At 67.1% G+C, this 21,561-nt stretch carries 21 protein-coding genes; 11 read left to right on the top strand and 10 right to left on the bottom strand.

The window, feature by feature from the left end; all coding sequences use genetic code 11:
* Nucleotides 1-52 precede the first annotated feature (52 nt).
* From lnt to A37E_RS0109270, 4 genes are all read left to right on the top strand, one after another.
* Nucleotides 53-1,627 carry an apolipoprotein N-acyltransferase gene (gene lnt, locus A37E_RS0109285; protein ID WP_051679403.1) on the top strand — a complete coding sequence of 525 codons (1,575 nt, stop codon included), beginning with the start codon at nucleotides 53-55 and terminating at the stop codon, nucleotides 1,625-1,627.
* A 99-nt stretch (nucleotides 1,628-1,726) separates the two neighbouring features.
* Complete coding sequence (locus A37E_RS0109280) at nucleotides 1,727-2,134, top strand: helix-turn-helix transcriptional regulator (RefSeq protein ID WP_024281418.1); 408 nt, start codon at nucleotides 1,727-1,729, stop codon at nucleotides 2,132-2,134.
* Nucleotides 2,135-2,241: 107 nt separating this feature from the next.
* On the top strand, nucleotides 2,242-3,435 hold the full coding sequence (gene metK / locus A37E_RS0109275; protein WP_029556340.1) for a methionine adenosyltransferase: 1,194 nt from the start codon (nucleotides 2,242-2,244) through the stop codon (nucleotides 3,433-3,435).
* 99 nt (nucleotides 3,436-3,534) lie between these two features.
* The gene (locus tag A37E_RS0109270; protein WP_051678901.1) at nucleotides 3,535-4,272 is read left to right on the top strand and encodes a tRNA (guanosine(46)-N(7))-methyltransferase TrmB; all 738 of its coding nucleotides are present in this window, start codon (nucleotides 3,535-3,537) and stop codon (nucleotides 4,270-4,272) included.
* 9 nt (nucleotides 4,273-4,281) lie between these two features.
* On the opposite strand, the gene A37E_RS0109265 is transcribed toward A37E_RS0109270, so the two are convergent.
* The 9 genes from A37E_RS0109265 to hemE form a co-directional block, all read right to left on the bottom strand.
* A complete protein-coding gene (locus A37E_RS0109265) occupies nucleotides 4,282-5,148 on the bottom strand; it encodes an NAD-dependent epimerase/dehydratase family protein (RefSeq protein ID WP_156026272.1) in 867 nt (288 codons plus the stop codon).
* Nucleotides 5,145-6,032, bottom strand: coding sequence for a lysophospholipid acyltransferase family protein (locus tag A37E_RS0109260; RefSeq protein WP_348550876.1), 888 nt, complete (start codon nucleotides 6,030-6,032; stop codon nucleotides 5,145-5,147). The genes A37E_RS0109265 and A37E_RS0109260 overlap by 4 nt, the downstream gene beginning before the upstream one ends.
* A gap of 47 nt (nucleotides 6,033-6,079) precedes the next feature.
* A complete protein-coding gene (locus A37E_RS0109255) occupies nucleotides 6,080-6,511 on the bottom strand; it encodes a Fur family transcriptional regulator (RefSeq protein WP_024281423.1) in 432 nt (143 codons plus the stop codon).
* 106 nt (nucleotides 6,512-6,617) lie between these two features.
* Nucleotides 6,618-7,094, bottom strand: a complete 477-nt coding sequence (locus tag A37E_RS0109250; RefSeq protein ID WP_029556336.1) for a GNAT family N-acetyltransferase — start codon at nucleotides 7,092-7,094, stop codon at nucleotides 6,618-6,620.
* Nucleotides 7,091-7,774 carry a tRNA (adenosine(37)-N6)-threonylcarbamoyltransferase complex dimerization subunit type 1 TsaB gene (tsaB, locus tag A37E_RS0109245; protein ID WP_024281425.1) on the bottom strand — a complete coding sequence of 228 codons (684 nt, stop codon included), beginning with the start codon at nucleotides 7,772-7,774 and terminating at the stop codon, nucleotides 7,091-7,093. Before tsaB ends, A37E_RS0109250 begins: the two co-directional genes overlap by 4 nt.
* A 128-nt stretch (nucleotides 7,775-7,902) precedes the next feature.
* Nucleotides 7,903-8,463, bottom strand: a complete 561-nt coding sequence (locus tag A37E_RS0109240; protein ID WP_024281426.1) for a NifU family protein — start codon at nucleotides 8,461-8,463, stop codon at nucleotides 7,903-7,905.
* Nucleotides 8,464-8,727: 264 nt separating this feature from the next.
* Nucleotides 8,728-9,999, bottom strand: a complete 1,272-nt coding sequence (rho, locus tag A37E_RS0109235) for a transcription termination factor Rho (RefSeq protein ID WP_024281427.1) — start codon at nucleotides 9,997-9,999, stop codon at nucleotides 8,728-8,730.
* A gap of 292 nt (nucleotides 10,000-10,291) precedes the next feature.
* Nucleotides 10,292-10,717 carry a protoporphyrinogen oxidase HemJ gene (gene hemJ, locus A37E_RS0109230; RefSeq protein ID WP_029556335.1) on the bottom strand — a complete coding sequence of 142 codons (426 nt, stop codon included), beginning with the start codon at nucleotides 10,715-10,717 and terminating at the stop codon, nucleotides 10,292-10,294.
* 26 nt (nucleotides 10,718-10,743) lie between these two features.
* On the bottom strand, nucleotides 10,744-11,790 hold the full coding sequence (gene hemE / locus A37E_RS0109225) for a uroporphyrinogen decarboxylase (RefSeq protein ID WP_029556334.1): 1,047 nt from the start codon (nucleotides 11,788-11,790) through the stop codon (nucleotides 10,744-10,746).
* A gap of 337 nt (nucleotides 11,791-12,127) precedes the next feature.
* On the opposite strand from hemE, the gene A37E_RS0109220 reads away from it, so the two are divergent.
* From A37E_RS0109220 to dnaQ, 5 genes are all read left to right on the top strand, one after another.
* Complete coding sequence (locus A37E_RS0109220) at nucleotides 12,128-12,982, top strand: pyruvate, water dikinase regulatory protein (protein WP_029556333.1); 855 nt, start codon at nucleotides 12,128-12,130, stop codon at nucleotides 12,980-12,982.
* A gap of 122 nt (nucleotides 12,983-13,104) precedes the next feature.
* Entirely contained in the window at nucleotides 13,105-13,704 is a 600-nt protein-coding gene (locus tag A37E_RS0109215) for a Maf family protein (RefSeq protein WP_029556332.1), read from the top strand.
* The gene (locus A37E_RS0109210; RefSeq protein ID WP_029556331.1) at nucleotides 13,701-14,549 is read left to right on the top strand and encodes a shikimate dehydrogenase; all 849 of its coding nucleotides are present in this window, start codon (nucleotides 13,701-13,703) and stop codon (nucleotides 14,547-14,549) included. Before A37E_RS0109215 ends, A37E_RS0109210 begins: the two co-directional genes overlap by 4 nt.
* A 3-nt stretch (nucleotides 14,550-14,552) precedes the next feature.
* Nucleotides 14,553-15,152, top strand: coding sequence for a dephospho-CoA kinase (coaE, locus tag A37E_RS0109205; protein ID WP_029556330.1), 600 nt, complete (start codon nucleotides 14,553-14,555; stop codon nucleotides 15,150-15,152).
* 9 nt (nucleotides 15,153-15,161) lie between these two features.
* Nucleotides 15,162-15,884 carry a DNA polymerase III subunit epsilon gene (dnaQ, locus tag A37E_RS0109200; RefSeq protein WP_029556329.1) on the top strand — a complete coding sequence of 241 codons (723 nt, stop codon included), beginning with the start codon at nucleotides 15,162-15,164 and terminating at the stop codon, nucleotides 15,882-15,884.
* A 195-nt stretch (nucleotides 15,885-16,079) separates the two neighbouring features.
* Here the strand turns inward: dnaQ and A37E_RS0109195 are convergent, their stop codons facing one another.
* Nucleotides 16,080-18,092, bottom strand: coding sequence for a thioredoxin domain-containing protein (locus tag A37E_RS0109195; RefSeq protein WP_029556328.1), 2,013 nt, complete (start codon nucleotides 18,090-18,092; stop codon nucleotides 16,080-16,082).
* Nucleotides 18,093-18,229: 137 nt separating this feature from the next.
* Here A37E_RS0109195 and mnmE point away from each other — a divergent pair, with 137 nt between their 5' ends.
* Nucleotides 18,230-19,540 carry a tRNA uridine-5-carboxymethylaminomethyl(34) synthesis GTPase MnmE gene (gene mnmE, locus A37E_RS0109190; protein WP_029556327.1) on the top strand — a complete coding sequence of 437 codons (1,311 nt, stop codon included), beginning with the start codon at nucleotides 18,230-18,232 and terminating at the stop codon, nucleotides 19,538-19,540.
* A gap of 102 nt (nucleotides 19,541-19,642) precedes the next feature.
* Nucleotides 19,643-21,520, top strand: coding sequence for a tRNA uridine-5-carboxymethylaminomethyl(34) synthesis enzyme MnmG (gene mnmG / locus A37E_RS0109185; RefSeq protein ID WP_029556326.1), 1,878 nt, complete (start codon nucleotides 19,643-19,645; stop codon nucleotides 21,518-21,520).
* Nucleotides 21,521-21,561: the final 41 nt, after the last annotated feature.

Below are 21,561 nucleotides of genomic sequence, written 5' to 3'. Positions count from 1 at the left end.
CCCCCGCCGCGGCGTGCCCACGACAGGCCTGTCGTGGCGCGGGCGCATCCTGATGCTTCGCTTCCTCACCGGCTGGCGCCGGCGCTTCGTCGCCTGGACGGCCGGGGCGGTCGGCGCCCTCGCCATGCCGCCGTTCGATCTCTGGCCAGTGCTGGCGCTCAGCTTTCCGGTCCTCGTGCTGCTCCTCGACGGCTGCCGTGGCGATCTTAAAACCCGTCTCGTGGCGGCCGCGGGGGTCGGCTGGTGGTTCGGCTTCGGCTATTTCCTCGCCTCCCTCTGGTGGATCGGCGCGGCCTTCCTCGTGGAGGCGGACGTGTTCGGCTGGCTGCTGCCGTTCGCGGTGGTCTCCATGCCGGCGGGGCTGGCGCTGTTCACGGCGTTCGGAACGGTGGTGGCGCGGCTCCTGTGGTCGAAGGGCGGCCTCAGGCTGTTCGCGCTCACCTTCGGCCTGACGCTGGCGGAATGGCTGCGCGGCCATGTGCTCACCGGGTTTCCCTGGAACACCTACGGCTATGCGGTCTCCGACGATCTGCTGCTGATGCAGGCGGCATCCGTGGTCGGCGTCTGGGGCCTCACCTTCTTCTGCGTGCTCCTGCTGTCCACGCCGGCCCTGCTCCTGAACCCCGGCCGCCGGGGTCTTGCCGCCGTCGGCGCCGCGGCGCTGGTCATCGCAGGGACGGCGCTGTGGGGTAGTTACCGGCTGTCCGTGACGCCGCTCGAGACCGTGCCCGGCGTGGCTCTCCGGGTGATGCAGCCGAACCTCTCGCAGGACAAGAAGTTCGCCTATGACCGGCGCGAGCAGATCCTGAAAGACTATCTCGCGCTGAGTGCACGGAAGAGCGAGACCTATCCGGGCGGGCTCGCTGACGTTACGGTACTGATCTGGCCGGAATCGTCCTTTCCCTTCATCTATGAGCGGGAACCCTGGGCGGCCGAGGCCATTGCTGCGGCCCTGCCGCCCAACGTGACGCTGGTGACGGGCGCCGTCCGCTACGACTTCCCTCCGCCCGGCCAGCGGTCGCCGTTCTTCAACTCGATCAGGGTGATGGACCATCGCGGGCGGGTGCTGACCAATACCGACAAGGTTCATCTGGTGCCATTCGGAGAGTATCTGCCGTTCCAGGCGGAGCTTGAGGCCCTTGGCCTGGAACAACTTACGCGTGTGCGAGGTGGTTTCTCTTCCGGCGCGGAACTCCGCGCGCTCCAGATCCCCGGACTGCCGCTCGCCTCTCCGCTTGTATGTTACGAAATTATCTTTCCTGGAAAGGTAGTTCCCCAGGGTCCACGCCCGGCCTGGTTGCTCAATCTCACGAATGACGCGTGGTTTGGCCTGACCCCCGGTCCCTACCAGCATTTCGCGCAGGCCCGCATGCGCGCTGTAGAGGAAGGGCTTCCGCTGGTCCGCGCGGCGAACACGGGGATTTCTGCAATCGTTGATCCTATGGGACGTATTGTCGCATCACGTGACCTCGGGCAGGAGGGTCTGGTGGATGGTCCCCTGCCAAAGCCGCTGCAAACGGTTTCCGTTGCAGCCAAGCTTGACCGTATATTGGTCCCCGGGCTTCTGGCAGCTGCTCTGGCGCTAGCTTCCGTACCGCTTTGCGGTTGCAATACACGCAGAGGTTGATCGACGCGTTCCGATTGTATGCCTATGTTCGCCGGCAATCAGGGCAGCCTTCGCGCAGCGAAGTATTGAGTAATCTTTTCCGACATAGCCGGAGAGACCATGGTCAAGAAGGCGCCGAACCCTATTGATAAGCACGTTGGCTCGCGTGTCCGCATGAGGCGGATGATGGTGGGAATGAGCCAGGAGAAGCTGGGCGAGCATCTGGGCATCACGTTTCAGCAGATTCAGAAGTACGAGAAGGGTACGAATCGCATCGGCGCGAGCCGGCTTCAGCAGATTTCGACCACCCTTGGTGTTCCCGTCGCCTTCTTCTTCGAAGGTGCCCCCACTGTCGGACCCGAGGGCGAAGGTTTCTCCGAGGAGCAGTCCCCGGCCTACGTCTCCGACTTCCTCGCCACGTCCGACGGACTGACGCTCACCCGGAACTTCATGCGGATTTCCGACGCCCGCGTGCGTCGGCGCATCGTCGATCTGGTGATCGCCATCGCCGGTGAAACCGAGGCGTGAAGCGTTCGTTTTGGCGAACGTTTTCGCGCTGACGACCTTGACCGCCCGCCGCTGCGTTGCCACAAAGGGCGGCCGCACCGCGGCGCGGGCGCAAAAGGGGCCGTCACATGGCGCGTCAATCGTATCTGTTCACGAGTGAATCGGTTTCCGAAGGGCATCCGGACAAGGTCTGCGACCGGATTTCGGACGAAGTGGTGGACACTTTCTTCCGCACTGCGGAAACCGAGGGCTGGGACCCGAGCCAGATCCGCGTCGCGTGCGAGACGCTCGCCACCACCAACAAGGTGGTGATCGCTGGCGAGACCCGTGGTCCGTCCTCGATCACCCGGGACCTCCTGTCCCACGCCGCGCGCCTTGCCATCAAGGACATCGGCTACGAGCAGGCCGGCTTCCACTGGGAGACGGCCGACATCGACGTCCTACTGCACGCCCAGTCTGCGGACATCGCGCAGGGCGTGGACATCGCCGGCAACAAGGACGAGGGCGCCGGCGACCAGGGCATCATGTTCGGCTATGCCGTGCGCGAGACCCCGGAGCTGATGCCCGCTCCCATCTATTATGCCCACAAGATCCTGAAGGTGCTGGCGGAAGCTCGCCACTCCGGCGAGACCCACGCGCTCGGCCCCGATGCCAAGAGCCAGGTCACCGTCCAGTACGAGAACGGCAAGCCGGTCGGCGTCACCCAGATCGTGCTGTCGACCCAGCACTTGGATGAGCACCTCACGTCCCATGACGTGAAGTCCATCGTCGAGCCCTACATCAAGAAGACCCTGCCGGATGGCTGGGTGACCGACGCCACCGTCTGGCACGTCAACCCCACCGGCAAGTTCGTTATCGGCGGCCCCGATGGCGACTGCGGCCTCACCGGCCGCAAGATCATCGTGGACACCTACGGCGGTGCGGCCCCCCACGGCGGCGGCGCCTTCTCCGGCAAGGACCCGACCAAGGTGGACCGCTCAGCCGCCTATGCCGCGCGCTACCTCGCGAAGAACGTGGTCGCCGCCGATCTCGCCGACCGCGCCACCATCCAGCTCGCCTATGCCATCGGCGTGTCCGATCCGCTGGCGGTCTATGTGGACCTGCACGGCACCGGAAAGGTGGACGAGGCGAAGCTTGAAAAGGTGCTGCGCGAGGTGATGAATCTGCGCCCCCGCGGCATCCGCGAGCATCTCGGCCTCACCAAGCCCATCTATGCCCGCACCTCTGCCTATGGTCATTTCGGCCGCGCGCCGGAAGCGGACGGCGGCTTCTCCTGGGAGAAGACCGACCTCGTGGACGCGCTCAAGGCTGCGGTGGCCTGAGCCCTCAGGGGCTGCCACCGTCGCGTCTTGACCCATCTGTGTTGACCCACCGGCCGGATTGCCCTGCAGTCCGGCCGGTGCCTTTTTCAGCATGACCCCATGAGCCAGCAGCCGAGCGAACACCCAAGCCAGTCCGCGCCCCTCCCCTCCGCCGCCACGGACTTCGAGGCGCGTGGCGCCTTCTATGGCCGGCGTATCGGCAAGACGCTGCGTGGGCTGCAGCAGGACGCCCTCACGCATCTGCTGCCGCGCTACAAGGTCGATCTCGACGCGGTGTCCGTTCCCGCCAGCCTCTTTCCCGAACCGAGGCAGGGATATTGGCTGGAAATCGGCTGCGGCTGCGGCGAGCACCTGATCGACCACGCGGCCCGACGGCCCGAGATGGGCTTCATCGGGGCCGAGCCCTTCCTCAACGGCCTTGCGCGGATGCTGGTGGATCTCGACGCCCGCAGTCTCGCCAACGTGCGGGTCTTCGACCTCGACGCGGCGCTGCTGCTCGACCGGCTGCCCACGGCAAGCCTCGATGGCGTCGATCTTTTCTATCCCGATCCGTGGCCGAAGAAGCGGCATTGGAAGCGGCGCTTCGTGCGTCCCGACAATCTCGACCGGCTGGCCCGTGTCATCCGCCCCGGCGGCGTGTTCCGTTTCGCGTCCGACGTGCCGCATTATGTGGGCTGGACCCTTGCCCATGTGCGTGCGCACGGCGCCTTCACATGGACGGCGCAGCGGGCCGACGACTGGCGCAAGCCCTATCCGTTCTGGCCGGGCACGCGATACGAAGCCAAAGCCATCACGCAGGGCCGCGTGCCCACCTACCTCACCTTTGTGCGGCGCTAGAATCCGTGTTCACGCGCCCGCCGCGTGGAGCGCGGATAGCCCCTCGCGATAGGTGGGATAGCGCAGCGTCACCCCCAGATCTTCCTTGAGCCGGGCATTGCCGACGCGCTTGTTGCCGGACCAGAAGGACAGGGCCATGGGGCTCATCTCCCGCGCCGCCTCATCGAAGGGAATCGCCGGCGGTGGGTCCATCCCCAGCAGCTCCGCAGCATAGGCGATGGGATCACCGGGCGGGGCGGGCAGATCATCGGTGACGTTGATGATGCCGTCGTAACGGTGCGCGATCGCCGCCCGGATGGTGCAGACGATATCGTCCACATGGATGCGGTTGAACACCTGCCCGGGCTTGTCGATGCGCCGGGCCTCGCCCGCGCGCAGCTGAACCAGCGCGTTGCGCCCGGGACCGTAGATACCGGCAAGGCGCAAGACCGCCACGCGGACGCCGTGCGCGCGGCCGAAGGCCTGCCAGTCCGCTTCCGCCTTCAGCCGCCGTTCAAGGCGCGCGCTGCCCGCGCGCGGCGGGGTCGCCTCGTCCACCCAGGCCCCGTCGTGGTTCCCATAGACCCCGAGCGTGGTGAGATAGACCACCTGCCGCAGGCGGCCAGCGGCCAGCGTTTCTGCGGCGCAGCACAGGATAGGGTCGCCCCGATCGTCCGGTGGAGCGGACGCCAGCAGAATCTGGACATCGCCCAGAGCCGCCGCGAGACCATCCCCAAGCGTCCTGCCATCGAAGGCGAAAGCCTCCACGTCGGGCGGAAAGGTGGAGAGGCGGGCCGTGTCCCGTGCTGTGCCGATGACGCGGCCAAACGCCGCGCGGTCCTCGGTCAACAGGTGCCGGGCGCAATAGCCGAAGCCGATGGCGGCGAGCGAGATCATGACCGGTTGATGCCGGAGGTGCGGGCGTCCGGCAAGGGGTCCGACGCGTCAGCATCTGCCGCCCGGCCGGCGAGAGCGCTGGAGCACAGCCGGCGCACCGTGGCCTCGCTCTCGCGCGTCACGCTTTTACGGTCGTGGGCGGCATCGAGCCGCACCGGCGCGCCGAAGGTGACTTCCACGTCGATGGCGCCATGGCGCAGCACGTCCATCAGATGCGGGGCCAACTCCATGTCGCCGAACCAGGCGGCCACGGGCCGATGGCTGCGGCCCATGGGCAGGCCCTGAAGCCGGACATAGGACACGGCGAGGGGCTGCACCACCACCTCCGCCCCGGCGGCGAAGGCCTCGCGCGCGGCGCCCACCAAAGCGGTGCGGAACGGCAGCACGCGGTTGCCGTCGCTCGACGTGCCCTCGGCGAACAGCACCACGGGGTCGCCATCGGCGAGGCGATCGGCAATTTCCCGGTTCACCGCGCCGGTGGCATGGCGGCGCTGGCGATCCACGAAGACGGTGCGCTGGAACTTGGCGAGAAGGCCGATGAGCGGCCAGCCGGACACCTCGCTCTTGGCCACGAAGAACAAGGGCGTGAGCGAGCCAACCACGGGGATGTCGAGCCAGGAGGCGTGATTGGCGAGGATCAGCAGGGGGCGGTCCGCAGCCGGCGTGCCGCGGACATGGACCCGCACGCCGATGAGCCGCAGCAGGATGCGGTGATAGAGCCGCGGAATGTGGCGGCGGGCATCGAGACCGAGCTTCAGCGAGATCCACTGAAGGGGAATGCCGACCAGCGTCACCCCCCCGACCACGCTGAGCACGCCGGCAAGCCGCAGGCGGTCCATCAGGCGCGAAAGGGCGGGCTGCTCCGGCCCGAGGGGCGGCAACAAATGACCGTCGCTGGAAGCGGGCGCCGACGGTCGCCCGCCGGGAGGCGTCACTGCTTCTCGTCCTCGTCGAGCGGCACCGCATAAAGCTCGAGGCGGTGGCCACGGAGCTTGAAGCCGAGTTCGCGAGCGATCTGCTCCTGCAGCGCCTCGATCTGCTCGGAGCGGAATTCGATGACCTGACCGGACCTGAGATCGATCAGGTGGTCATGGTGCTCGTCGGGCATCTGCTCATAGCGGGCCCGGCCGTCGCCGAAATCGTGCCGCTCGATGATGCCGGCGTCCTCCAGCATCTTCACGGTGCGATAGACCGTGGAGATGGAGATGTTGTCATCGATGGCCACGGCGCGGCGGTGCAGCTCTTCCACGTCGGGATGATCCTGCGCGCCGGACAGCACGCGGGCGATGACCCGGCGCTGCTCGGTCATCCGCATGCCCTTGGCGAGGCAGGCTTCCTCAATGAGGCTGATCTTTCCGCTCAAGCGGGACCTCCGCGACGACCCAGGGACATTCCTCTGCCTTATCGCGCCGCCGCTCCCGCGCCGCAAGGGGGCGGACAAAGGCTTGCCAAGGCTCACTTGCCGAAGCTCAAAATTCGCGGCGCAGCAGCAGCGCATCGGCGCCGCCCGCATAATAGCCCCTGCGCCGGCCCACCTCGCCATAGCCAAGGCGCGCATAAAGCGTGCGGGCGGCGGCATTGCCTTCCTCCACCTCCAGGAAGGAGGTGGAGACGCCTTCTGCGGCGAGGCGGGCCAGGTGGAAGGAGACCAGCGCCCGGCCAACGCCCCGGCGGCGGCGGTCGGTGACGACGGCGACGGTCAGGATTTCCGATTCGGGCGTCACGCAGTGGGACAGGATAAAGCCCACCGGCGGCTTGCGGGGGCCAAGCGTCGCCACATGGGCGCGCACGGCGCGGTCGGCAAGCAGCCGCTCGAACTCGTCGGCGTCCCAGCCGCGCGCGAAGGCGCGGGCGTGGATGGCGGCAAGATGGGGGATATCCGCCGCCGTCGCGGCCCGCAGCAGTGGCGGGCGGGGCGGGAACAGACGGTCGAGCAGGCGTTTCATCGGCGGGCGATGCGGGCCTTGTCCTGCGGCTTGGCATCGGGGGGCCGCAGGTAGAGCGGGCGCGGCTCGGCCGCTTCGGGATCGGCGACGGAACCGAGACGGGCAACCCATGCCACGTCGGGGGCCGGCGTATCGTCGACCAGCTCCGGCAGTTTTTCAGACGGCGGCCAGGCATCGGCCACGAGATTGGCCCCGGAGCCAACGATCCGCACCGCGCCGATGGCCACGGAGCGCGCCGCCTCCCGCACGCTGGTGATGCGCGGGGCGATCAACGTGCGTCCGCCGACACCGAACATCTGGAGGAACACATGGCCGTGGCGGGCATCGATGGCGGACACCACCGGCACGGCATCGTCATGAGCAAGATAGGGCGCGGCGAGGGCAGCCAGCGTCGTCACGCCCACCACCGGCCGATTGGAGGTGAGGCCGAAGCCGCGGGCGGCGGACAGGCCCACCCGAAGGCCGGTGAAGCTGCCGGGACCCACCGTGACGGCAATGCGGGCGAGGTGCTCGAAATCGATGCCGGCGGAGCTCATCACCTGCTCCACCAGGGGGATCAGCGTCTCCGCATGTCCCCGCTCCATGAGCAGCGAATCGCCCGAGACGATGCTGTCCGTCTCGGTGTCGAGCACCGCGGCGGAGCAGGCGGCAAGCGCCGTGTCTATGGCGAGGACATACATGAACGCGGGCACCCCGATCGCCGCCACGATCAACCGAAACCGTGGCGGGGGGAAGCGACCCGGCACGCTCACTTTCGGGAAAGGTTAATGGGACCGTTCCCGAATACCGTCAAACCGGGTCCGCGTCGTCAGACAGCCCGGACTTCCGCCACTTCCGGCACGAAATGCTTCAACAGGTTCTCGATGCCGTTCTTGAGCGTGGCCGTCGAAGAGGGGCAGCCCGAACAGGAGCCCTTCATGTTGAGGAAAACCACACCATTCTCGAAGCCGCGGAAGGTGATGTCGCCGCCATCATTGGCGACCGCCGGACGCACGCGCGTCTCCAGCAGCTCCTTGATGGTGGCGACGATCTCGCCGTCCTTCGCGTCGAAGAACTCGTCGCCGTCGCTGACATCCGGCTTCACGCCCTCGGACAGGACCGGGGCGCCGGACATGAAGTGCTCCATGATGGCGCCGAGAATGGCCGGCTTGATCTGCGGCCACTCGCTGTCGGCCTTCGTCACGGTCACGAAGTCCGAGCCGAGCATCACCGCCGACACGCCGCGCACGTCGAACAGGCGCTGGGCGAGCGGGGAAAGATCGGCATCCTCGGCCGAGCGCAGATCGAGAACGCCCTCCCCCAGCACCGAACGGCCGGGCAGGAACTTCAGGGTCGCCGGGTTCGGCGTGGTTTCCGTCTGGATGAACATGGCCAATCCTCAAAAGAAACGGTGCGGGGAAAACCCGCCGGTTTCTCTCAAGATAGGGAGGACGCCGCGAAACGGGAAGGGAGCTATCCGGGATCGTCCCGAATTGACACGCCCCGCTCCAGCTTTACCGAACAGGGGCGGAACGAAAGGCGCGCGAATCACGCGCCGGGCTCGGTTGGCCATTTGTTCCGTGGGGACAGGGCCGGACTGACCCGGCCCTTTTTGGGGAATGAACGCTCGCGGACGAGCGCTCAGGTGTTCCGCTCAGGTATTCATGGAGTCGAAGAAGTCCTGGTTGGTCTTCGTCTGCCGCAGCTTGTCGAGCAGGAACTCGATGGCGTCCACGGTACCCATCGGATTCAGGATGCGGCGCAGGACGTACATCTTCTTGAGCGTGTCGGCGGGAACCAGCAGCTCTTCCTTGCGGGTGCCGGACCGGGTGATGTCGATGGCCGGGAACACGCGCTTGTCGGAGACCTTGCGGTCCAGGATGACTTCCGAATTGCCGGTGCCCTTGAACTCTTCGAAGATCACCTCGTCCATGCGCGAGCCGGTCTCGATGAGGGCGGTCGCGATGATCGTGAGGGAGCCGCCTTCCTCGATGTTGCGCGCCGCGCCGAAGAAGCGCTTGGGCCGCTGGAGGGCGTTGGCGTCCACGCCGCCGGTCAGCACCTTGCCGGAGGACGGCACCACGGTGTTGTAGGCGCGGCCGAGGCGGGTGATGGAATCCAGCAGGATCACCACGTCGCGGCCATGCTCGACCAGGCGCTTGGCCTTCTCGATGACCATCTCGGCCACCTGCACGTGGCGCACGGCCGGCTCGTCGAAGGTGGAGGAGACCACCTCGCCCTTCACCGAGCGCTGCATGTCGGTGACTTCCTCGGGCCGCTCGTCGATGAGCAGCACGATCAGGAAGCATTCCGGATGGTTGGCGGTGATGGACTTGGCGATGTTCTGCAGGAGCACCGTCTTGCCGGTACGGGGCGGCGCCACGATCAGGCCGCGCTGGCCTTTGCCGATGGGCGCCACGATGTCGATGATGCGCGGCGAGAAGTCTTTCTTGCTGCCGGTCGGCTCATCGTGCTCGAGCTTCAGCCGCTCGTCGGGATAGAGCGGCGTCAGATTGTCGAAATTGATCTTGTGCCGCGACTTCTCAGGGTCCTCGAAATTGATCGTGTTGACCTTGAGCAGCGCGAAATACCGTTCGCCCTCCTTGGGGCTCCGGATCTGCCCTTCGACCGTGTCGCCGGTGCGCAGGCCGAAGCGGCGGATCTGGGAGGGGGAGACATAGATGTCGTCCGGACCGGGCAGATAATTGGCCTCGGGAGAGCGCAGGAAGGCAAATCCATCCTGCAGCACCTCGACGACGCCCTCGCCGATGATCTCCGTCTCGGTGGCGGCCAGCTGCTTGAGGATCGCGAACATCAGCTCCTGCTTGCGGAGCGTGCTGGCGTTTTCCACCTCATTCTCCTCGGCGAAGGCGAGGAGCTCGACGGGGGTCTTGGACTTGAGGTCTTGAAGTTTCACTTCCCGCATAAGGGAAAGCCTCGATGGGTATTGGGGGGCCGGGGGCCGATCGGTCAGGATCGGGGTCGGCTCGTGGGGGGAAGGACGGGATCGCAGGTCTTCAGGGGAAGCCGGGGGCACGCAGCTCGCCGCCTGACGCGCCGGCCGGACCAAGACGGCTCCACCAGGACAGCGTCTTCAAGACGACGCCACGAGCGGATGCCGGACCGAAAGGAAGCGCGTTCGCCTGCGTTTGGGAAAGCACGCGCAAGATAGGCGTGCCTTCAGGGGTGCGCAAGTCCCCCTAAAGGCGTGGGTCGGATCAAAACGGTTTGACCACCACCAGAATGACGATGGCGATCATCAGCAGCGTCGGCACCTCGTTGGCGATGCGGTAGAAGCGCGCCGCCCGGGTGTTCCTGTCCTCGGCGAATTCGCGCACCCAGCGCACCAGGAAACCGTGCATGGCGGACATGGCCAGCACCAGCGCGAACTTGGCGTGAAACCAGCCCGCCTTGTACCAGCCGCCCTCGTATACCAGCCACAGGCCGGCGAGCCAGGTGACGATCATCGCCGGGTTGATGATGGCCTTGAGCAGCCGGCGCTCCATGACCTTGAAGGTCTCCGACTGCACCGAGCCGATCTCGGCCGCGCAGTGGTAGACCATGAGGCGCGGCAGATAGAGCATTCCCGCCATCCACGCGATGACGGCGATGATATGCAGCGCCTTGATCCACTCATAGACCATTGAAACAAAAGCCTTATCTGTCCCGGTCAGCGGGCGCGGCGCACCAGCTCGACGAACTTTTCCACATGCTCCAGCGGCGTCTCCGGACGGATGCCGTGGCCGAGGTTGAAGATGTGGCGCACCCCGTCGAAATCGGCGCGGATGCGCTCCACCTCCTCCTCCAGTGCCGCACCGCCGGCGATCAGCCGCAGCGGATCGAGATTGCCCTGGAGCGCCACGTCGTCGGAAAGCCGCTGGCGTGCCGCACGGCGATCGGCGGACCAGTCGAGACCGATGCCGTCGATACCCACGTCGGCGAGCGCCTCCAGCGCCTCAAGGGTCGCCCCCTTCGGAAAGGCGATGATCCGGACATAGGGATGCTTCGCCTTGAGCCCCGCGACGATGCGGCGCAGGGGTTCGGCGCACCAGCGCTCGAAAGAGGCCGGGTCGAGCACGCCCGCCCAGGTGTCGAAGATCTGCACCGCGTCGGCACCGGCTTCCACCTGCCCGGACAGATGGGTGATAGAGGTCTCAACCAGCCGGTCGATCAGCTCCTGAAACAGCTCCGGCTCACGCAAGGCGAGGAGGCGCGCCGGCGCCTGATCGTCCGTGCCCTGCCCCGCCACCATGTAGGTCGCCACCGTCCACGGCGCGCCGCAGAAGCCGATCAGCGCCGTCTCAGTGGGAAGCTGGGCCCGCACGTCGGCGATGGCCTCATAGACCGGCCCCACCTTGGCCGGATCGAGCGTATCCGACAGTGCAGACAGCGCGGCGCGATCCGCAACCGGTGTCAGGCGCGGACCTTCGCCGGCCTCGAAGCGCAATCCCGTGCCGAGCGCATGGGGGATGACGAGGATGTCCGAGAAGATGATGGCCGCATCGAAGCCGTAGCGGCGGATGGGCTGGAGCGTCACCTCGGCGGCGAGGCGCGGCGTGTAGCACAGGGTCAGGAAGTCGCCGGCCTCCGCCCGCACGGCACGGTACTCCGGCAGATAGCGTCCGGCCTGGCGCATCATCCAAAGCGGAGGCGGGTCCTGGATCGTGCCGTCGAGAACCGAAAGGAAGCGCGATCGCGTGGCTGGAGAGCGGTCCATCCCGTTCCTTCAATCAAAGAGAGATATTTTTAAAAGAGAGAGTCTTTGTTGTCTTAACGGTTGATTAACCAGTTGCCGGCTCGTCGACAACCGATCCACAGCGGAACCCATAGCCGACACGCGACTTGCCGCGGATGCGAAGCCGGCGAAAGGCAGGTTAACAAAGGATTAACGCACCCCCTGCGGAAACCCGTCCACATCGACGCACAGGGCGGGATGGGAATCTCTCCCGCAGGGTGATCGTGTGGATGGATTTCGGACTTATCCAGAGGCCGCCCTTGCAAGGGGCCAGAACGCGTGCCTTCCTCAACAGCCTTCCACAGGAGCGGTGGACAAAGTGACTCAGTCGAAGCCTGGCGAGGCCTATTTCCACCTCCACCTCGTGTCGGACGCCACGGGCGAAACCCTGATCAACGTTGGCCGGGCGGCCAGCGCGCAATATGCGAATGTGCTGCCCATCGAACACGTCTACCCGCTGGTTCGTTCCATGAAGCAGCTGGAGCGGGTGCTGATCGAGGTGGAGTCCAATCCCGGCATCGTCCTATTCACTCTGGTGGACAAGGACATCCGCAGCCGCCTGCGCTCGCGCTGCGAAGAGCTGGGCCTGCCGCATCTCTCGGTGATGGCGCCCGTGGTCCGGCTGTTCCAGTCCTATCTCGGCGGTGAGCCGACGCCGCGCGTGGGCGGCCAGCACGCGCTGGATGCCAGCTATTTCAAGCGCATCGACGCCCTCAACTTCACCGTCATGCATGACGACGGGCATCTCACCGAAGACCTCGAGCATGCCGACGTGGTGCTGCTCGGCGTGTCGCGCACCTCCAAGACGCCGACCTCCATCTATCTCGCCAACCGGGGGATCAAGGCGGCGAATATCCCCCTCGTGCCCAACGTCCCGCTGCCGCCGAACATCGAGAACCTGAAGAAGCCGCTGGTGGTGGGCCTCGTCGCCAGCCCGGAACGCATCGTCGAGATCCGCCAGAATCGGTTGCTGGGGCTCAATGCCGTGGAGACGGGATCATCGACCTATACGGATCGCGAGGCGGTTTCCGAGGAGCTGGCCTTCTCCCGCCGCCTGTGCGCGCGCAACGGATGGCCGCTGATAGATGTCACGCGTCGCTCCATCGAGGAAACCGCGGCCAACATCCTCAGCCTCTACAGCGATCACCGGCGCCGCTCCATCGCTGAAACCTGAGGCCGCCAAAGCTGGGGCGTGGCGCCCGATCGGGCTGCGCTTTGGTTTGCATCGCGGACGCAGGCGTGAGATCAGCGCAGTGCGTCATTTTTTGACGGCAGCGCAACAGAGGAGAGACGATCGTGTGGCGTGGCGAACAGCCGCTCGTGCTCGCGTCCAAAAGCGCGACCCGGTTGACCCTTCTCGTGCATGCGGGCTTGCCCGTGGAAACCGTTGCTGCCGACGTGGACGAACGCGCCCTCCAGGACGCCGCCGGTGAAATGGATCCGGCCGGCATCGCCCTTCTGCTCGCGCGGGCGAAAGCGTTGTCGGGATCGAAGGCCGCGCCGGGGCGGCTCGTGCTGGGTGCCGACCAGACCTTGGCGCTAGGGCCGAAAATCTACCACAAGCCGGTCTCGGTCGAGGCTGCCCGCAAGCAACTGCTGGAACTCGCCGGCCAGACCCATGCGCTGCATTCGGCGGTCGCCGTGGCGTGCGATGGGGAGGTGCTGTTCGATACGGTGGTGAGCGCTTTTCTCACCATGCGTCCGCTCACCGAAGAGACCTTGAGCGCCTATTTTGCGGCGGCCGGTCCCCGGGTTCTGACCTCGGTCGGCGCCTATCAGCTGGAATCGGTGGGGGTGCATCTCTTCACCCGGGTGGATGGGGATCACTTCACCATTCTCGGCCTGCCGCTGCTGCAGCTTCTGCCCTTCTTCCGCGAGCAGGGGCTGCTGCCATGACGGTTCGGGCCTGTGTCACCGGCCAGCCCGTCACCTATTCCCGCTCGCCGCTGCTGCACGGCTATTGGCTGAAGGCCTATGGCATCGACGGCGCCTACGAGCGCGAGGAGGTGCCGCCGGAGACGGCGGCGGATTTCTACCGGAGCCTCGCCGCGCGCGGCTATGCCGGCTGCAATGTCACGTTGCCCAACAAAGAGATCGCCTTCTCCGTCCTCGACGAGGCGGACGAGAGCGCCGCCGCCTTGGGTGCGGCCAATACCCTCTGGCTGGAGGGTGGCAAGCTCCATGGGGCGAGCACGGACGGCTATGGCTTCATCGCCAATCTCGATGCCTCCGCTCCCGGCTGGGACGGCGCCCGCAACTGCGCTCTGGTGGTCGGAGCTGGTGGAGCCTCGCGCGCGGTGGTTCATGCGCTGGTCGGCCGAGGCTTCGACCGGGTGGTGCTCGCCAATCGCACGCTGGAGCGCGCCGAGACGGTGGCATCCCTCTTCGGGCCGCGCGTGCGCCCGCTCGCCTTCGATCGCATCGCTGAAGTGATGGGTGAGGCGGATATTCTCGTGAACTGCACCTCGCTGGGCATGAAGGGATCGGACCCGCTGACGCTCGATCTTGGCCGGCTGCGCCCCGAGGCGGTGGTCAGCGACATTGTCTATGTGCCGCTCATGACGCCGTTGCTCAAAGCTGCGTCCGCCGCCGGCTTCCGCACCGTCGATGGGTTGGGCATGCTGCTGCACCAGGGCGTACCTGGCTTTCGCCGCTGGTTCGGCGTGACGCCCGAGGTCACGCCGGAGCTGCGGGCGGTTCTGGTGGAAGACCTTCGCGCCAAGGGGCAGCTGGAGGCCTGAAAGATGTGGGTGCTCGGCCTCACCGGCTCCATCGGCATGGGAAAGTCGGCCACCGCGCAGATGTTCCGGGCGCTGGGCGTGCCGGTGCATGATGCCGATGCTTCGGTCCACGCGCTCTATCGGGGTGCGGCGGTGGCACCGGTCGAGGCGGCTTTTCCCGGCGTGGCCCGTGACGGTGTCATTGATCGCGCGGCGCTGGGCGCCCGGGTGCTCGGTGACGCGGAGGCGATGAAGCGGCTGGAGGCCATCGTTCATCCTTTGGTGCGTGAAGCCGAGACGGCTTTTCTCACCAAGGCGCGGGCGAGTGGAGCGCGTCTCGCTGTTCTGGACATCCCGCTTTTGTTCGAGACGGGCGGAGACAGGCGGGTGGATGCCGTAGCTGTGGTCAGCGCGTCGAAAGCTGTGCAACGCGAGCGCGTGCTCGCCCGCGCGGGCATGACGGAGGAGAAATTCGCGACCATTCTCGCCAAGCAGATGCCGGACAGCGAGAAGCGCCGTCGTGCCCATTTCGTCATCGATACCGGGCGCGGGTTTGCCGCCGCCGAACATCAGGTGGCCGGCATCGTGCGCGCTTTGTCGGGGCCGGGTCGGCGGAAGGGGTGAGGGGAAGCCATGCGCGAGATCGTGCTCGACACCGAGACCACGGGCCTCGAAGCCTATGGCGGCGATCGGCTGGTGGAAATCGGCTGCGTCGAGATGGTCAATCGCATCCTCACCGGCAACGTCTTCCACGTCTATATCAACCCCCAGCGGGACATGCCGCAGGAGGCGTTCAACGTTCACGGCCTGTCGGCGGAATTTCTGTCCGACAAGCCGATCTTCTCGCAAGTTGCTGATGAATTCCTGGAGTTCATCCAGGAAGATACTTTGGTCATCCACAACGCCGCGTTCGACATCGGCTTCCTGAATGCCGAGCTGGAGCGCCTCGGCCGCCCGTCCATCGCCCGCGACCGGGTGATCGACACGCTGGCGCTGGCCCGCCGCAAGCACCCCGGCGGCGGCAATCGTCTCGACGACCTGATGAACCGCTATGGCATCGATTCGTCGCGTCGGGTGAAGCATGGCGCGCTTCTCGATGCCGAGCTTCTGGCCGAAGTCTATAGCGAACTGCTCGGCGGACGGCAGGCAACCCTCATCGGCCTAGTGGAGGAAAGCACCGAGGCGCCGCGCCTGGTGGTCGAGGCGCGCGCCGCACACCCTCGCCCCGTTCCCCTGCCCGCGCGAATCAGTGCGGCCGAATCGGAGGCTCATGCCGCCTTCGTCGCGGCACTGGGTGAGAAGGCGATCTGGCTGAAGTATGCCGACACGCCCGAGGCGGAGAAGACGGCGAGCTGAGTCGGTGACGTCTGCAATCAAAGATGATTTTTACAACCGGATTTCAATCAAAAGTTGATCGATTGGGAAGGCCTCTGGCGGCGATATCGCCCTCGGTCCGGCTCATTTGGTCATCCGGTTTTCCCCACCCGCTGGTGACTCTCCCAATCGATTTTAGAGGGTGGGGTCTTCCGGTGGCGCCTCGCAATGGGGCTTTCAGCCCAAAATCGCCGCCACTGCCGCCTTTATCCCGTCCGGCTCGGTCACGGGCAGTGAACAGCGCTCTCCGACGCACACGAAGGCCGCTCCCCCCTCCGGTGCGGACGCGATCCGGGCTGCGGTGACGCTTCCGACATGCGCCGCCACCCCTTCGGCGCGCACCACGACCCGGAGCGGGAACGGGACCTTGAGCGCAGCCTGGGCCAGCGCCTCCCCTTTCGCACCGGTGGTGACGATCTCGGCGAGGCCGAGACGCGTGGCGATGGCGTTCAGGGTGGCGCCGTGGGCGAGCACGTTGCGCGCGGCCGCGCCCGACAGGCCGGTGAGAATGCGGTCGGCGCGCGTGCGCAGGCTGTCATCGCCGGTGAGGGCGGCAAGCCGGATGAGGGCATCGGCGGCGACCGCATTGTAGTTCGGCACCGCCTCGTCATGGGTCGCGGAGGGCCGAACGATGAGGCTGTCCCCGTCGTCCGCGGTGAGGAAGTAGGTCCCCGTCGCGGGGTCCAGGTGGTGCTTTTCCAGCGCATCGAGGAAGGTTGCCGCCAGCCGGAAGGGCGCCTTGTCCCCCGTCGCCTCGGCCAGCGCGATGCCGGCGCGGGCCATAGCCGCGAGGTCGGAGGCAAGACCTGGCGTCACCATCTTGTCCCCGCACCAGGAGTGCGCGAGCCGGCCGTCCTTCACCATGTGCGCTGTCACCGCGCCGAAGGCCGTGCGTGCGAGACCGATCCATTCCTCCTCGCCCAGGAAGGCACCGGCGCGGGCGAGTGCGGCGATCATCAGCCCGTTCCAGTCGGCCAGCACCTTGTCGTCCCGCTCCGGCCGCACCCGCCCCGCCCGTCGCGCGAGCAGCTTTTCACGCAGGGGCACGAGCCGCGCTTCGTCCTCGGCCGTGACCACCCCGGCATCGGTGCGGTTGAGGATGTTTCCTTCCTCCCAGTTGCCGGCCTTCGTCACGTCGTAGATGCGCGCGAAGAACGCCGCATCCTCAGCCCCGAGAACCTCCTCGATCTCCGCCAGCGACCACACATAGAAGCGCCCCTCGTGCCCCTCCGAATCGGCATCGAGGCTCGCCGTGAAGGCGCCGGAGCGGGCCAGCATCTCTCGTTTCAGCCAGCCCACCGTCTCGCGGGCGCGCTGGAGGAACAGGGTGTCGCCGGTGTCGGCATAGGCGAGCGCCAGCAGCTCCAGCAGCAGCGCGTTGTCGTAGAGCATCTTCTCGAAATGCGGGACGAACCAGATCTCGTCCACCGAATAGCGGGCGAAGCCACCGCCGAGATGATCGTAGATGCCGCCTTCGCACATGCGGTTCAGGGTGAGGGCGACCAGCGCCTTCATGGCATCGTCGCGGTTGCGGGTGCCGGCGCGCCAGAGCAGTTCGAGCAGGCCTGACTGGGGGAATTTCGGTGCGCCCTTCAGGCCGCCATGCACGGGATCGATCAGCGGCACGAGGCGCCGGGCGGCATCGTCGAGATCGTCGATGCCGATGGCGACGCCTTCCGTCGGCTGGGCCGCTTTCTTCAGCCGGGCGAGGATCGCCTGCGTGTTCTTCTCCACCTTCTCCGGGCTCTCGGAGAAGACGGAGGAGACCTGCTGCAACACTTCGGTGAAGCCGGGCCGGCCGTAGCTCGCCTTGGGCGGAAAATAGGTGCCGCCCCAGAACGGCCGGCCTTCGGGATCGAGGAACATGGTGAGCGGCCACCCCCCGCTCTGCCCCAGCTGCTGGAGCGCGGACATGTAGATCTGGTCCACGTCCGGCCGCTCCTCCCGGTCCACCTTGATATTCACGAACAGGGCGTTCATCAGGGCAGCGATCTCGGGATTCTCGAAGCTCTCGTGGGCCATCACATGGCACCAGTGGCAGGCCGCATAGCCGACCGACAGGAGGACGGGCTTGCCGGTGGCGCGCGCCTCGGCGAACGCCACCTCCCCCCAGGGCCACCAATGCACCGGATTGTCCTTGTGCTGGAGCAGATAGGGGCTCGTCTCGCGGGACAGGCGATTGAGGCTCATGTCGGAAATCCTTCGGCTTCGGCCGGCTTTGAAGGCAACGTGATCGCAGGATAAAGGTTCGGGCGAAGAAACGGGGTGCGGGGCATCTGGTCCAGACGCCGTGCAAATCCGCAGCCACTCGTCTGGAGGATCAGGCCATGTCCGGTGAAACCGCCAGCGACACCATCTTCGCCTTGTCTTCGGGCCGACTGCCTGCCGGCGTCGCCGTGCTCCGCCTTTCGGGGCCGGAGGCCGGCGCCGCGGCGCTGGCGCTCTCAGGCACGCTGCCTCCGCCGCGCGTGGCCCGCTATGCGGCCCTTCATCATCCCGCGACGGGCGAGGAGCTGGATCGCGGACTGGTGCTCTTCTTCCCCGGCCCCGCGAGTGCCACGGGGGAGGATGTGGTGGAGCTGCATCTCCATGGTGGGCGCGCGGTGGTGGCGGCGGTGTTGCGTGCGCTCGGCACGCTTCCCGGCCTTCGCCCGGCCGAGGCCGGCGAATTCACCCGGCGGGCCCACGCCAACGTCAAGCTGGACCTTGCCGAGGTGGAAGGCCTCGCCGATCTCATCGCCGCCGAGACCGAGGCCCAGCGCCGGCAGGCGATGGCGCTCGCCTCGGGCACTCTCTCCCGCCGCGTGACGGGCTGGCGGGAGGGGCTGGTCTCCGCCCTCGCCCTTCTGGAAGCGGGCATCGATTTTTCCGACGAAGCGGATGTGGCGGAGGATGTGGCCCGGCCGGCGCTGGACCTCATCGGCGGCCTCCATCGCGAATTGCTTGCCGCGCTGGCGGATGCGGCGCGGGGCGAGCGGGTGCGGGATGGACTCGTGGTGGCCATCGCCGGCCCGCCCAATGCGGGAAAATCGTCCCTGCTGAACCGCCTCGCCGGGCGGGATGCCGCCATCGTCTCCCCCATCGCCGGCACGACGCGCGACGTTTTGGAGGTGCATCTGGAACTCGCTGGCCAGGCGGTGACGCTGCTCGACACGGCCGGCCTGCGCGAGACGGTGGACGCCGTGGAAGCCGAGGGGGTACGCCGGGCACTCGCCCGTGCGGAGGTCGCGGATGCGGTGCTCTGGCTCAGCGACGAGGGGACTCCGCCGCCCGCCGCCTTCGCCACCGCCATATGCGTGCGGACGAAGATCGACCAGGGCGGGACTGTACCCCAGGGCTTCATCGGCCTTTCCACCGTCACCGGGGATGGGATCGAGGATGTCGTATCGGCCATCGCGACGCGGGCCGAGGCGCTGTGCGGCCGTGAGCCGGCGCTGGTGACGCGGGAGCGCCAGCGTCTCGCTCTGGAAGATGCGGCCCGCCATCTGGAGCGGGCCATGGGCTCACATGGCGGGCATGAGGAGCTTCGGGCAGAGGATGTCCGCCTCGCGGTGCGGGCGCTCGACCAGACCATCGGCCGGGTGGATGTGGAGGATGTGCTCGATCGCCTCTTCAGCACCTTCTGCATCGGCAAATGAACGCCGGGCCGGCGTGTTTCACGTGAAACATTCCGCTCAGCCTTGACGGCGCCCAAGAAGGGGCGTTTCCAGAGGGGCAATATCCCTCTGTCCCGGACCACCATGAACGGAACGCCCCACCCGCTCGCCTTCGATGTCATCGTCGTGGGCGGCGGACATGCCGGATGCGAAGCCGCCGCCGCTGCGGCGCGGGTCGGCGCGCGCACCGCGCTCGTCACCCACGCGCAGGCCACCATCGGCGCCATGTCCTGCAATCCCGCCATCGGCGGTCTGGGCAAGGGCCATCTGGTGCGCGAGATCGATGCGCTGGATGGGTTGATGGGCCGGGTCGCGGACCAGGGCGGCATCCAGTTTCGCGTTCTCAATCGCCGGAAGGGCCCGGCCGTGCGGGGGCCGCGCGCGCAGGCGGACCGCAAGCTTTATGCCCGCGCCATGCAGCAGGCTCTGGCCGAACAGCCGGGACTGGACGTGGTGGAAGGCGAGGCCGACGACCTTCTCGTGAAGGATGGTCGCGTGGCGGGGCTGCGGCTCGCGGACGGGCGGGAGCTCGTCTGCGGCGCGGTGGTGCTCACCACGGGCACCTTCCTCAACGGCTTGATCCATCTCGGCGAGGACAGCTACCCCGCCGGGCGCATGGACGAAAAGCCGGCGCTCGGCCTCTCCCCTGCCCTGTCGCGTCTCGGCTTCGCGCTCGGTCGCCTCAAGACCGGCACGCCGGCACGGCTCGATGGCCGGACCATCGATTGGGCGAGCCTGGAGATGCAGGCCGGCGACGATCCGCCCGAGCCCTTCTCCGCGCTGACCACGCGCCTCCCCAATCCGCAAGTGGAATGCGGCATCACCCGCACCACCGACGCGACCCACGAACTGATCCGGCAGAACCTCTCCCGCTCGGCCATGTATTCCGGGCGCATCGGCAGCACGGGACCGCGCTACTGCCCGTCCATCGAGGACAAGATCGTCCGCTTCGGCGATCGCGACGGCCACCAGATCTTCCTGGAGCCGGAGGGGCTGGACGATCCCACCGTCTATCCCAATGGCCTGTCCACCTCCCTGCCGGCCGATGTGCAGCTCGCCTTCCTGCGCACCATCCCCGGTCTGGAGCAGGTGGCGGTGCTGCGCCCCGGCTATGCCATCGAGTACGATCACGTGGACCCGCGCGAGCTTGCGCCGACGCTGGAGACGAAGCGCGTGGCGGGTCTCTTCCTCGCCGGCCAGATCAATGGCACCACGGGGTATGAGGAGGCCGCCGCGCAGGGGCTGCTCGCCGGGCTTAACGCGGCCCGGCGCGCCGGCGGGTCGGACGGCATCGTGCTCGACCGGGCCGAGGCCTATCTGGGCGTGATGGTGGACGACCTGGTAACGCGCGGTGTCAGTGAGCCCTATCGCATGTTCACCTCCCGCGCCGAATATCGGCTGACCCTGCGGGCCGACAATGCCGACCAGCGCCTGACCGCCCGCGGTGCTGCGCTGGGGCTGGTCGGCGCCGAGCGGCTGGCGCATTTCGAGGCGCGCACGCACGCGCTGGAGGCGGCGCGCACCCTCACCCGCGACCTGTCCCTCACGCCGACGGAAGGCGCACGACACGGCCTTGCCTTGAACCGCGACGGCCAGCGCCGAAGCGCATTCGACCTTCTCGCTTACCCCGACATCGACATGGCGCGGCTCGCGATGATCTGGCCGGAACTCTCCGCGCTGCCGCCGACAATCGCCGAGCAGGTCGAGATCGACGCGAAGTATGCGGTCTATCTGGAGCGGCAGGCCGCGGACATCCACACGCTGCGGAAGGACGAGGCGCTCGCGCTGCCGGAAGAGCTGTCCTATGCCGATCTGCCGGGGCTCTCGAACGAGCTGAAACAGAAGCTGGAGCGGGTGCGCCCGCGCACCGTGGGACAGGCGGGGCGCATGGAGGGAATGACCCCGGCCGCGCTCGCGCTCATCGCCACCCATGCGCGTCGGGCGGGCGGACGCTCCGCATGATCGGTTCGTTCGGGCTGTGGATCACGGGGATGGAGGCGCGC

Source organism: Xanthobacter sp. 91 (assembly GCF_000702385.1).
Taxonomy (GTDB): domain Bacteria; phylum Pseudomonadota; class Alphaproteobacteria; order Rhizobiales; family Xanthobacteraceae; genus Xanthobacter; species Xanthobacter aminoxidans.
The sequence above is the reverse complement of the archived record's forward strand: the minus strand, read 5'-3'. Positions and strand labels throughout refer to the sequence as shown.